Below are 12908 nucleotides of genomic sequence, written 5' to 3' on the forward strand. Positions count from 1 at the left end.
CGCGCCCAAGTCATCCCCGCATGCGGGTTCCATCGGCGTCAAACAGAGGTTCTGAGATCATATGTGCTTTTCGCAATTTCCCCAGAATCTCGATTTCAACCTCTAGCCCATCCTGAACGCGTTCAGTGGGCAGAAAACCCATTGCGACAGATTTTTCTGCGTGGTGAGAGTATCCGCCCGACGTGCAGAAGCCGACAACCTCTCCATCCAGCCAGATCGGCTCATAGGCGTTTACGTCTGCGTCTGCGGCGTCCACGACAAAGGAAACCAGCTTGCGGTTTGGCCCTGTGCGCTGTTCAGCTTCGGCGGCAGAGCGGCCGATGAAGGCAACATTCTTTGAAAATGAGATGAAACGATCCAAGCCAGTTTCTTCAGCCGTGTAAGCAGGTGAGAATTCGCGCATCCAGGATCCGAAAAACTTGTCCAATCGCAGGCTCATCATGGCGCGCATTCCAAAGGGTACCATGCCCATTGGTTCACCGGCCTGCCAGAGCGTCCACCAAAGCTGTCGTTGCGCCATCGGATCGCAGTAAATCTCATACCCCAGATCGCCCGTATAGCTGACGCGCTGAACAATACAGTCCGTCATCCCGACCGTCATCCGGCGTACATCCAGAAAAAGAAGGTCAGAAATGTCCTCGCGCGTGCACGCGGCCAAAACAGCCGATGCTTTGGGTCCCGCAATCTGGAAGCCATTCAAACGGTCGCTGATATTTTCGATCTGTACACCACTTTCGAGGTTCTGCTGGAACCAGCGCATGTGAAATGCCTGAGCACCATAAGAGGCGGTCAACTGAAACTCTGTCTCGTTTAAGCAAGAAACGGTGAAATCACCGATCAACTTGCCCTTGTGAGAAAGCATGGGCGTCAGCGATAAACGCCCCGGTTGTGGAATTCGTCCGGCCATCATCCGATCTAACCAAGCCCGGGCGTGGTCGCCGGTGATCCGATATTTACCGAAATTATGCACTTCGTTGATGCCCACACCCGACCGAACGGCGCGGACTTCTCGGCCCGTTGCCACAAACGCATCAGACCTGCGGAACGAAGGCGTTTCAAAGTCAGGCTCACCGGCTTGGGCAAAATAATTAGGAACCTCCAGCCCATATTGCTGGCCCCAGACGGCACCGAGATCGGTGAAAATGTCGTACATAGGCGTTGCTCGACAGGGGCGGGCGGCGGGCAGTTCCTCGTTCGGGTACGCGACACTGAAACGTTTCTGGTAGTTTTCGACCACTTTGGGGCGGGTGTAGCCTGGGCTGATCCAGTCGCCAAAACGGGCCACATCCATTGCGAACACGTCGCGCTCGGGCTCGCCTTCGATCATCCATTGCGCCAAGGTCAGACCAACGCCGCCGCCCTGACTGAAGCCCGCCATTACGCCACACGCTGACCAATAGTTGCGTAAGCCGGGCACCGGGCCCACCAAGGGGTTGCCATCGGGTGCGAAGGTGAACGGCCCATGGATCACGGATTTCACCCCGGCTTCAGCCAAAACGGGGAAGCGTTTATACGCGAACTCGATACTGTCGGTGATCTTGTCGTAGTCATCCGGTAACAACTCGTGTCCAAAGTCCCAAGGGGTCCCATCGACGGCCCACGGTTTGCAGGGTTGTTCATAAAAGCCGATGCACAGACCGCGTCCTTCCTGCCGCAGATAGCTCTCTCCGGCCGGATCCATGACATGAGGATGTTCACCCCCTGCGTCTATGATTGCTTCGATTTGGGGGATCGAGTCCGTCACCAGATACTGATGCTCCATCGGGTGCAAAGGAAAATAGACACCCGCCATGGCGCCCACCTCGCGGGCCCAGAGGCCACCGGCGTTGACCACATGCTCAGCGTGGATTGTGCCTTTGTCCGTAACCACGTCCCATGTTCCATCGGGCCGCTGGTTTGTTTCGCGGACCATGCAATGCGTTTCGATCGTGGCCCCACCCATACGTGCAGCTTTGGCATAGGCATGGGTCGTTCCCGATGGATCAAGGTGGCCGTCCAAAGGATCATACAATGCCCCGATGATGCCATCTGTATTGGTAATAGGGGCGATCTTTTTGATCTCATCCGGTCCGACGATTTCGGTTTCCAGACCCATGAACCGGTGTTTGGCCCGTTCGGCCAAGAGCATGTCAAACCGGTCCTGATTGTCGGCCAGTGTCACCCCGCCAACATGGTGCAATCCGCAGGACATGCCGGTAATCTCTTCCAGCTCTTTATAAAGACGGATCGTATATCCCTGTAGGGCGGCCATGTTGGTGTCGCCATTCAGCGTGTGAAAACCACCCGCCGCGTGCCATGTGGACCCGCTGGTCAGTTCAGAACGCTCTAACAGCATCACATCTGACCATCCCAGCTTGGTCAGGTGATACAAGACCGAGCATCCCACAACGCCGCCACCGATCACGGCCACCCGAGTTGTCGTTTTCATCGCATCACCTCCCATTGCATTTGGGTCAAAGCCTGTAAGGGGTTGTCGGGGTTTACTGTCCCGTTCCCGACATTCAGCGTCGTTTGAGGGGGCTTAGAGATGACGTATTTTCAGCTCGGTTATCCGATTGCCTTCACGCGCCGTGACCTCAAAACGGAAGCCGTGAAACGAAAACACCTGACCTACAATCGGGATCATCTGCGCCTCATGGATCACCAGCCCTGCGACAGTGTTGGCTTCTTCGTCGGGCAGGGACCATTCCAGGGCGCGGTTCACATCCCGAATAGTCATTGCGCCTTCGACCAGAAACTGTCCATCCTCGGTGCGGGTGACAGGAACATCCTCTTCGATATCGAATTCATCGGCAATTTCGCCCACGATTTCTTCAAGAATATCCTCAAGCGTTATGAGGCCGCGGAGCGAGCCATACTCATCCACCACCAGAGCAAAGTGGCTGTGCATCCGCAGGAATTCGCGCATCTGGTCGTCCAGAGTGGTCGTCTCGGGAACGAAATAAGGGTCGTTCGCAACTTTTGAGATATCGAATTCTTGCAGACGGTTGGTTTCACCTTCGCTGCTGCCCGCATGGGCATACATGGCGCGAAACAGGTCTTTTGCGTGCACGACGCCCACGATGTTTTCGGGCTCATCGCGGAAAACGGGTAACCGCGTGTGCGGGCTTTCGAGACATTGCTGCAAGATGGCTTGTGGCGCGTCGTCGGCGTCGATCATCTCGATGTTCGAGCGGTGGAGCATGATCTCTTCTACCGCGCGTTCCCCCAGATCAAGTGCGCCTAGGATACGGTCGCGGTCTTCTTTTTCCACGACGCCTTCCGAATGACCAAGCTGAAGCGCGCCGGCAATTTCCTCGCGAACTGCAAGAATGTTGCTGTCCGGGTCGATTTGCACGCCAAACAGGCGCAAGACGCCGCGTACCAATAGCCGTACGGCTGCCACAACCGGCGAAAAGACGGTGACCACAACGCTGATGATCGGTGCAACCAGCGAGGCGGCTTTTTCGGCATTGGTGATGGCGTATGTCTTTGGAAGAACCTCGGCAAAAATCAGAACCAGCAGGGTCATAACCAGCGTTGCCAGCGCCACACCGCTTTCGCCGAACAGCCGTGTGAACAGGGCCGTCGCCAGCGATGCCGCAAGGATGTTCACCAGGTTGTTGCCCAGCAGGACCGAGCCGATCAGGCGTTCATTGTCGTCCGTTATATCAAGCGCCTTTTGGGCCCCGCGCGAGCCCTTGTCGGCCTGCGCCCGTAGCTTGCCTCGTGACGAGGCCGTCAACGCCGTTTCAGAACCCGAAAAAAATCCTGACAGGATAAGCAAAAACAAAATGGCGCCGGTCGTAAACCAGAATGCGCCGTCGATCAGAGAAGAAGAGGGTTCCATCGGTCCTTGGTTGTTGGTGTTTTATGCATTCGTTATGGGGTCGCGCCCCCGCTGGATCAAGGGGTTAGCCCTTGGGTTCTGGGTCTTTCGCCAGCGGGTGATGCTCTAACACAAGCTCTGACAACCGCTCATCCAGCACGTGGGTATAGATTTCAGTCGTTGCGACATCGGCATGGCCGAGCAGAGTTTGGATCGATCGCAGGTCTGCCCCATTGGCCAGCAGATGGGTTGCGAAGGCATGTCGCAATGTATGCGGCGTGACCTTTTCCGGCGAAACGCCGCCTTGTACAGCCAGATCTTTGACCAGTTGAAAGAACATATGCCGGGTCAAATGGCCGGATTTTCCTCGGGATGGGAACAGAAAACGGGACCGTTGGCCGCCATCTGCCACCAAGCGATCCTCGGCCTTATCTCTGGTTTGCAACCACAACGCCAACGCCTCACGAGCGGGCGGAGAGAGTGGTACCATCCGTTCTTTGCCGCCTTTGCCCATAACCAACAGCATCCTTGGATCGCCGCGTGCCGATGACACCGGCAGGGATACCAGCTCGGTCACTCGCATTCCGGTGGCATAAAGAACTTCCATCAGACAGGTGTTGCGTATCTTGTCTGATTGCGAACGCCCGGTATCTCGGGCGGCTTTTAGCAACCGGTCGACTTCGGGAACGTCCAGCGTTTTTGGCAGACGCTTTTTGCGTCCCGGTCCCTTAATCTGAATGGCAGGGTTGGTTTCGCGCCAACCTTCCTCAAACGCGAACCGAAAAATCTGTTTTATCGCGGATAGCCGCCGTGCGCGCGTAGATTGCGACAGACCCTGAGCGTCGCAATCTATCAAATAGCGCTCGACATGATCACGCTCTGTGGTGTCGAAGGTCACCTTGCGGCGCGCTAACCATGCCGCAAAGTCTTTCAGATCGCGCCCATACGCCAGCAGTGTGTTCGTGGCCGCTCCAAGCTCGGCAGCCTGGGCCTGCAGAAAGGTGGAAATCCAAAGCTCATATGTGGCAGGGGCGGTCATATTCAGCCATCCTGAAGGATCAGCAGGTTCAAAGCAGCCCTGCGTGCGGTGTCTTCCAGACCGACGCGGCGCAGCGTGGCAATCGCCGCTGTCAGATCGACAAGGTTGCCGCGTGACCCGTGGGCGAACAGTTCCATCGTCTCAAGGATTGCTTCGCCAAGCTGGTCATTGGCCAACATGTTTTCGATATCGCGCGGAACGGGGGCCGACCAGGCAAACCCTTGTGCCACAGCATCCGCCAAGGGCGAGGGAGCGCGCGCACGCCCCGGATCACCCTGGGCCAGCGCGGAAAGGAACTGTATGTCTTCGGCACGACTGGGTGGTTTCAACGCGGCGGTTTCGTACAGGTCGGACAGCAAAAGGATCCGCCAGCGCAGAGTTTCTGCGGCAGAGTCCGGCAGTTTCACTTGAGACAAACGGCCTGCGAAAAGCTCGGCAAAGGGCACCTCAAGGCCGACATTGCGCATCTGCGTCCATACTGTGGTCAGAGTGCGGGATATCGCGTCGGTGTCGCCAGCGTTCAATGCACTTTCAAAGCGCTGGATCGCTGCGACCCTGTCCCAGACCGCACCTGACGCAGCGGGTTTGCGTTCGGTATAGAGCCCCAGCAATTGGTTCGGTGTTAAGGCTCCGACACGGGTCAAACGCTCGGCAGCTTCGATCTGTGCCTTCCAGCCGGCAACATCCCTGAGATCGGCATTGGCAAAGGCGCGCGGCAGCGGGGCTGAAGGTAAACGTTCACCGATGGCCTCGAATAGCCGGAAGGTCAACGGATCGGGGTGGTCGGGCTGCGGCAGATACTCCGCTTCTTCAAAAAGCTCAGGACTAAGGAAGCGATCCAAGACATCCAAGTCTTCTGGTGGCAGAATCTGCAGGGCGTGCGCGGCTTCTAGTGTCAAAGCAGCCGAGGCCCAGTCACCACGGCGCGCCTTGCAGAATATCTGCGCCGCATAGTCTTGAGACAGATGAGGCTGTGCGATCAGAGCTGTGCAGCTTCGATCCTCGTCCCCGGTCAACAACGTGGCATCGAACCAGCGTTGGAACCGTTCTCGTGTATCCGTTGGACCCGCCAGTTGGACCAAAGACTGTGCAGGATCGGCGGCGCCCAAATGCATCAACCGGTCCAGCCGTGCCAAAAGCAGCGTTTCCTCGGCACCCGGTCCTGACGGCGCGCGGGCTTCGGTCAAAAGAAGCGTGAACAGCAAGCGTTGCATCGCAGGGTTATATTTGACCGGGACTTTGGCAATCAGGTCCGCTAATCGCTGGGGTTCACTGCTTTGCCACATACCCATCGGCAGACCCGTGACCTTGGAAGACACAAGGCCCAGCGGTTGCGATAGCGCTTCGAGTGAGGTGACTTCGATATCCGGTTGTATGCCGGTTTCCGACACCGGCGGTTCCAGCAGAACAGTGCCCGGCAGGTTCTCAGGCGGCTGGCTTAACCATTCTATCGCAGAAAGTGGTTCCTGTTGCGCTTGTGCCGCGCCTGCCAATAACAGCGCGATCACCGCAGCTTTATTCGACATTCAGTATTACCGGTTCACGTATTTCTTCCTGTGGCGCGGAGAAATCCACGCCAAAGACCGGCCCAAGATAGGCGTAACCCACCAGCCCGATGAAACACAGGCAAACCAGATATATCAGCAGTTTGATTAGACGGCCCATCGCTCAACGTTGCCTCAATTTTCTCTTTTGTCTCAGTTATAGCTGGCATTTTTCTTAAGATCACGTCATTCACGGTGAAATGAGCGAAATTAAGCATAACACTCACTCAGCGGACACGGTTCAGGGCTTTACCCTGCACAAAACAGTGGTTCTGGTTGGGATGATGGGGGCCGGAAAAACGGCCGTGGGTCGTGCGCTGGCCGCACGGCTTGGCGTTCCCTTTCTGGACAGCGATGCTGAGATCGAATCAGCGGCAAATATGACCATTCCGGAAATCTTTGAACGCGATGGCGAAGCGTTCTTTCGGACCAAGGAAACTCAGGTAATCAGCCGTCTTCTGGACGAAAAACGCGGTATTCTGTCGACGGGCGGTGGTGCCTTTCTTGCCCCGAAAAACCGTCACATGATCACCGAGCGCGGCGCCTCGGTCTGGTTGAAAGCCGACCTGAACGTGCTTTGGAATCGTGTCAAACATAAGGACACACGCCCGTTGCTGCGTACTGCCGATCCATATGCGACGCTGCGCGGATTGTACGAAGCACGCGTACCTATTTATGAACAGGCTGATCTTACGGTGATTTCAGACGGTGAGGTCTCGATTGATAATATGGTGGACCGGGTTGTGAACGCGCTGACCAGTCGCCCTGATGTTTTGGAACGGAACTGATGCACCAAACGGTACATGTTGAACTGGGCGAGCGCTCTTACGACGTAGAAATCGGACCTGATTTATTGTCCCGCTCCGGAGGGTTGATTGCACCCTTGCTGCATCGACCCAGAGTGGCCGTCTTAACCGACGAGAACGTCGCAGCGTTGCACCTTGATGCGCTTCGTGATGGTTTGGCCACTGCCGGGGTTGAGATGACATCGCTGGCGCTACCGGCTGGTGAAGCGACGAAAAGCTGGCCCCATTTCGAACGCTCCGTCGAATGGCTTTTGGCCGAAAAAGTCGAACGCCGCGACGTCGTCATTGCCTTGGGCGGCGGTGTAATCGGAGATTTGGCGGGATTTGCCGCCGCTGTTCTGCGTAGGGGCGTGCGCTTTGTTCAAATCCCCACATCTTTGCTGGCTCAAGTTGACAGTTCGGTCGGCGGGAAGACCGGAATTAATGCACCGCAAGGAAAGAACCTGATCGGCGCTTTTCATCAGCCTTCTTTGGTTTTGGCGGACACATCCGTGCTTGGAACCATGACGCAACGGGATTTTCTGTCGGGTTATGGTGAGGTCGTGAAATACGGTCTGTTGGGGGATGCCGAGTTCTTTGACTGGCTCGAACAGAATGGAACGAATGTGTCAGGCGGCGATATGGCCGCAAGGGTCCGGGCGGTCACGCGTTCTGTTGAGATGAAAGCTGAAATCGTCGCCCGCGATGAGACAGAGCAGGGCGACCGCGCGCTGTTGAACCTTGGGCATACGTTCTGCCACGCTTTAGAAGCAGCGACAGGCTATTCAGATCGGCTTTTGCACGGCGAGGGGGTGGCGATAGGCTGTGCGCTTGCGTTCGAATTGTCGTCGCGTTTAGGGCTGTGTTCGCAAGAAGATCCAAGCCGTGTTCGCGCGCATTTGCGAGCAATGGGCATGAAAACTGATCTCGCAGACATCCCCGGAGAACTGCCAAGCGCCGAAGCGCTGGTCGATCTGATGGCGCAGGACAAAAAGGTCATCGACGGTCAGCTTAGGTTCATTCTCGCGCGAGGGATTGGTCAAGCCTTCGTCACCTCGGATGTTCCGCGCGACGCTGTTCTGACCGTTCTGCAGGATGCCTTGGAAACGGCCTGATCAGCGCCCGCTGAGAACCATCAACTCGCCGATGTTCTCACGGGTGATATAACCCACCATGTGCCCGGTTTTCGTGCAAACCGCTATAGCGGGTGCGCCTTGGTGCAGCTTATCCAGTACGGTTGCCAAACCGGTTGTTAATTGCACCTTGGGAATCTCTGTTTCCATGATGGATATCGCAGGTTCCGATCGTGGAGTGTCACCTGCCAACGCGCTGAACAGGCGGTCGCGCGTGACGAACCCCAGCAAGTCGCCGCCTGTCTCGACAACTGGAAATTCGTGCTGAGTGGTGTGAATAACCGCCTGCGCCGCTGTTGCCAGAGTGTCATCAGGTGAAAGCGCGTGGAATTCAGTGATCATCGCGTCCCGGGCCAGAACCCGCCGTGTGACCGATCGCATCGCGACGTCCTGGCTCTCGGCGTTTGCGGCCACGAACACAAATACAGCGATCAGAACTAACAGTGGGTTCGCCAGACTGAGCCCCAGAAAGCCCAAGCCGACTGCAACGACTTGACCCGAGATTGCAGCGATCCGTGTCGCCTTCACCCGATCCATCTTCATGCAGAGAAGGGCACGAAAGACCCGCCCGCCGTCCATCGGAAAGGCCGGGATCATGTTAAACGCGGCCAAAAGTAGATTTACGTAAGCTAGCTGGTTCACCAGATCAGGAGTGCCGCTGCCCATTTGGGCCAAAGTTTCCATCGGCCTTCCCGCGCCGAACAAAAAAAGCACCAGCCAGATACCAATATTAACCGCGGGTCCCGCAAGCGCGACCCAGACTTCCTGCATCGGCTTTTCCGGCATTCGTTCTAACCGGGCCAAACCGCCGATTGGCAATAGGGTGATATCCGGAGTTTTGATCCCATATCGGCGCGCCATCAACGCATGGCCGAACTCATGCGCAACGACACATGCGAAAAGCGCGAGTACAAAGATTAGGTTTTCAAGCGCAGCTGACAGTCCGCCGCTCGAAAAGGCGGCAAACCCAACCCAGGCGAGAAGCAAGAAGAAAGTGACATGGACCCTAAGTTCCGACCCAAGTAACCGGCCGAGAGAAAGGGACCACGCCATTTTATGTCTCCGTGTCGATTAGAACGGAATCTCGTCGTCGTCGATTCCGCTGGAAGCTGGGGCAGGGGAACTGGATGGCCCACCATAGGGATCGCCGTATCCGCCCCCGGCCTGACCACCGCCATATCCGCCTGACTGTCCGCCGCCGTAGCCACCGCCACCGCCTTCACCTCGGGCGTCCAGCAAGGTCAGCTCACCGCGATATGGGCGCAGGACGACTTCGGTCGTGTATCTGTCTTGACCGGATTGGTCCTGCCATTTGCGGGTTTCCAACTGGCCTTCGATGTAAACTTTGCTACCTTTGCGCAGGTATTGCTCGGCAATGCGCGCCAAAGGTTCCGAGAATATCGCCACGGAATGCCATTCCGTGCGCTCGCGACGCTCGCCAGTGTTCCGATCTTTCCAGGTCTCTGAAGTTGCAATGCGCAGATTGCAAACCTTACCACCGTTTTGGAATGACCGTACTTCGGGGTCGCGACCGAGGTTTCCCACAATAATGACCTTGTTGACTGAGCCTGCCATATACTTTCCCGTTCTTAACTGACTAGTGAGCGTCCGAATCTGACACCATGTATCCCTGCGACCCTATACGGCCTGCGTCATGGTTAAAACACAGTTGATTGGTACCGTTCTGACCGGGAATTTATTCGGATTAGATTAACCATGCTTTCATTATTGGCTGAAATATCTATACTCAATCGGGTTCATGAGAGATCGGGACTGGCATTTATGCGTTTACGAGTTGGTTGTTTTTCGGTTCTGTGCTTTGCGCTGGTGGCTGGCCATGCGACAGCGGAAACGCTGTCGACCAAGAACCGCCGTGATATTTTCCTCAAACAATCCAAGGTTTTGGATACGCGGGCTGCAACTCAGTATCGGGGGTCGGAGCGACTAAAGCCCAAGACACCCAAACGTCAGTTCAGCCAACGCTACACCGGAAAATACAAAGGTGAGTATGTGACGCTCGCCCGTGAAGCTGCCCGAAAGCACAATGTCCCAGAAGAGCTTTTCTTGCGTCTTGTACAGCAAGAAAGTGGATGGAACCCACGTGCCGTGTCCCACAAAGGGGCTTTGGGCCTTGCACAGCTCATGCCTGGCACTGCGCAGCTTTTGGGTGTGAATCCACATGATCCAAAACAGAACCTTGAAGGCGGCGCGCGCTACCTGTCCTGGCAATACCGCAAGTTCAAATCGTGGCGCTTGGCGCTTGCCGCCTATAACGCGGGCCCCGGTGCCGTTGAAAAGCACGGCGGGGTGCCGCCTTACAAGGAAACCCAGAACTATGTTGAGGTTATCTGGGGCGGCTGACTCTACCGAAATGGGATAACAAAAGAACCGGCGCTGAGGCCGGTTCTTTTTTTATGTTTCATTCGGCTGCGATTTTGATCACAGGCTCCATCTTGGCCAGAATATCCTCAGACAGATGGCATTTGACCTGATGGCCATCTTCCAGAGTCTGCACCGGTGGCACATGCGATTCACAACGGCCATCCGGTACTTCGGACTTCCAACGACAGCGTGTTTGGAACGGACAACCCGGAGGCGGGTTCATGGCCGAAGGTATGTCGCCTTCCAATACGATGTGCTGTTTTTCAACGGACGTGTCCGCAATCGGTACCGCGCTCAACAGGGCCTCGGTGTAGGGATGGTAGGGTGGGCTAAAGACCTGATCGGTGGTACCCAACTCGACCACATGACCAAGATACATCACCATCACGCGGTCACTGAGATAGCGTACGATCGACAGATCGTGGCTGATGAACAGCAGGGTGGTCTTCTGCTCGCGCTGAATTTCCATCAACAGATCAGTGACCGCCGCCTGAACCGACACATCCAACGCAGACACAGGCTCGTCGGCCACAACGATACGGGCGTCGCCTGCAAAAGCACGCGCGATCCCCACCCGTTGTTTTTGCCCACCTGACAACTGACGCGGCATCCGGTCAGCGAAAGCGCGCGGCAACTTCACCAGATCCAACAGCTCGAGCATGCGTTTCTTGCGCTCGGCTTCAGAATTACCGACGCCGAAAATCTCAAGCGCGCGAATGATCTGTCGGCCAACCGTCATAGAGGGGTTGAGCGTATCAAACGGGTTCTGGAACACCATTTGAACCTCACCCACTGTCTTGGCATCCCGTTCCTCAATCGGAACAGCTTCGATATTGCGATTGTCCAGAAGGATTTGACCGTCGGTTGCTGTCTCTAGGCCCATAAGAACCTTGGCAAAGGTCGACTTGCCGCAACCTGATTCACCCACAATGGCAAGCGTCTCGGACTCATGTGCCTCAAAGCTGAGGGTTTCGTTGGCTTTAACGACTTTGGTTTCGCCGCCCCCAAACAAGGCGTTCGCGGCAACTTCATAGTATTTCTTGAGGTTGTCCATTTTCAGAACGGCCCGCCCAATCTCGGCTTTTTCTTTTTGCTCACCCACAGTGATTGGCGCGTTCCAGTCAATCTCCTGGAACTTCAAGCAACGCGTGTGGTGGCGGTCATTGCCCGGCACAGCTTCCATAAGGATTTCTTTCGCGTCGCAACGGCCTTCTTCGAAATAGTCGCAACGCGGCCCGAAATTACATCCCGGCGGGCGTTCATGGGGCAGGGGAAAGTTCCCTGGGATAGCAACCAGCGGGCGCGAGTTCTTATCGGCCCCGGGCAGCGGGATGGAACGGAACAGCGCCTGTGTGTACGGATGCTGCATCTCATCGAACACATCCTTGATCGAACCGCGCTCGACCGCTTCACCCGAATACATCACACAAAGGCGGTCGCAGGTTTCCAGAACCAGCCCTAGGTTGTGCGAAATAAACAGCATCGACGTGCCGTATTTCTTACCCAAATCCTTGACCAGCTCGACCACGGCGGCCTCAACAGTCACATCCAACGCCGTGGTTGGCTCATCCAGAATCAACAGCGCGGGTTTGGACATTAGCGCCATCGCGATCACGATCCGCTGCTGCTGACCACCCGACAACTGATGCGGGAATGAGTTCAACATCCTCTCGGGGTCCGGCAGGCGCACGTCCGTCACCACTTCCAGAGCGCGGGCATAGGCTTCTTCCTGGCTCACACCTTCGTGGATCATCGGAACTTCCATCAGCTGCTTGCCGATTTTCATCGCCGGGTTCAGCGAGGCCATGGGCTCCTGATAGATCATTGCGATCTCATTGCCGCGAATGTCCCTCAGTTCTTCCGTGGTCATCTCGCCCAGATCGCGACCCTTGAACTTGATCGAGCCGCCAACAATGCGCCCGTTCTTGCCCAAATCCTGCATGACACCCAAAGCGACCGTGGATTTGCCGCATCCGGATTCACCCACCAGCCCGACGGCCTCACCCGGTTGTACACTGACCGAGAAATCCATAACGGCAGGAATTTCTCGCAGCCGGGTAAAGAACGAAATCGACAGTTTGTCGATCTCCAGAATAGGCCCGTCATAATCCGCCATTTTGCTCATCTTGTTACTCCTCGCGAGAGTCCGGGGGATCCCCTTCATCTGGCTAAAAATATCCCGGGGGTCCGGGGGCAGAGCCCCCGGCCTCGATCACA

At 56.3% G+C, this 12908-nt stretch carries 11 protein-coding genes; 3 read left to right on the top strand and 8 right to left on the bottom strand.

The genetic code is table 11. From position 1 onward, the window contains the following. Positions 1 to 10 precede the first annotated feature (10 nt). The 5 genes from ACR0BD_RS11455 to ACR0BD_RS11475 all read right to left on the bottom strand — a co-directional run bounded on the left by ACR0BD_RS11455 (position 11) and on the right by ACR0BD_RS11475 (position 6512). Entirely contained in the window at positions 11 to 2428 is a 2418-nt protein-coding gene (locus tag ACR0BD_RS11455; RefSeq protein WP_480830535.1) for a GcvT family protein, read from the bottom strand. A gap of 93 nt (positions 2429 to 2521) precedes the next feature. Next, positions 2522 to 3829, bottom strand: coding sequence for an HlyC/CorC family transporter (locus ACR0BD_RS11460; RefSeq protein WP_480830537.1), 1308 nt, complete (start codon positions 3827 to 3829; stop codon positions 2522 to 2524). Positions 3830 to 3893: 64 nt separating this feature from the next. Beyond that, positions 3894 to 4847, bottom strand: coding sequence for a site-specific tyrosine recombinase XerD (locus ACR0BD_RS11465; RefSeq protein WP_480830539.1), 954 nt, complete (start codon positions 4845 to 4847; stop codon positions 3894 to 3896). Positions 4848 to 4849: 2 nt separating this feature from the next. Further along, entirely contained in the window at positions 4850 to 6373 is a 1524-nt protein-coding gene (locus tag ACR0BD_RS11470; protein ID WP_480830542.1) for a hypothetical protein, read from the bottom strand. After that, positions 6363 to 6512, bottom strand: coding sequence for a hypothetical protein (locus tag ACR0BD_RS11475; RefSeq protein WP_480697462.1), 150 nt, complete (start codon positions 6510 to 6512; stop codon positions 6363 to 6365). Before ACR0BD_RS11475 ends, ACR0BD_RS11470 begins: the two co-directional genes overlap by 11 nt. Before the next feature lie 79 nt (positions 6513 to 6591). Here ACR0BD_RS11475 and ACR0BD_RS11480 point away from each other — a divergent pair, with 79 nt between their 5' ends. Both ACR0BD_RS11480 and aroB read left to right on the top strand, forming a co-directional pair. Further along, positions 6592 to 7179, top strand: coding sequence for a shikimate kinase (locus tag ACR0BD_RS11480; RefSeq protein ID WP_480830544.1), 588 nt, complete (start codon positions 6592 to 6594; stop codon positions 7177 to 7179). Next, positions 7179 to 8291: a 3-dehydroquinate synthase gene (gene aroB / locus ACR0BD_RS11485; RefSeq protein ID WP_480830546.1), complete on the top strand. Its 1113-nt coding sequence runs from the start codon at positions 7179 to 7181 to the stop codon at positions 8289 to 8291. The genes ACR0BD_RS11480 and aroB overlap by 1 nt, the downstream gene beginning before the upstream one ends. Here the strand turns inward: aroB and ACR0BD_RS11490 are convergent, their stop codons facing one another. Further along, positions 8292 to 9362, bottom strand: coding sequence for a site-2 protease family protein (locus ACR0BD_RS11490; protein ID WP_480830548.1), 1071 nt, complete (start codon positions 9360 to 9362; stop codon positions 8292 to 8294). Between the two features lie 18 nt (positions 9363 to 9380). Beyond that, the gene (ssb, locus tag ACR0BD_RS11495; RefSeq protein WP_480697454.1) at positions 9381 to 9884 is read right to left on the bottom strand and encodes a single-stranded DNA-binding protein; all 504 of its coding nucleotides are present in this window, start codon (positions 9882 to 9884) and stop codon (positions 9381 to 9383) included. Between the two features lie 207 nt (positions 9885 to 10091). On the opposite strand from ssb, the gene ACR0BD_RS11500 reads away from it, so the two are divergent. Beyond that, a complete protein-coding gene (locus tag ACR0BD_RS11500) occupies positions 10092 to 10670 on the top strand; it encodes a lytic transglycosylase domain-containing protein (RefSeq protein WP_480830550.1) in 579 nt (192 codons plus the stop codon). Between the two features lie 58 nt (positions 10671 to 10728). Here ACR0BD_RS11500 and ACR0BD_RS11505 read toward each other — a convergent pair whose 3' ends face one another. Beyond that, a complete protein-coding gene (locus ACR0BD_RS11505) occupies positions 10729 to 12816 on the bottom strand; it encodes a dipeptide ABC transporter ATP-binding protein (RefSeq protein ID WP_480697450.1) in 2088 nt (695 codons plus the stop codon). Between the last annotated feature and the right edge of the window lie 92 nt (positions 12817 to 12908).

Source organism: Ruegeria sp. G5 (assembly GCF_056533365.1).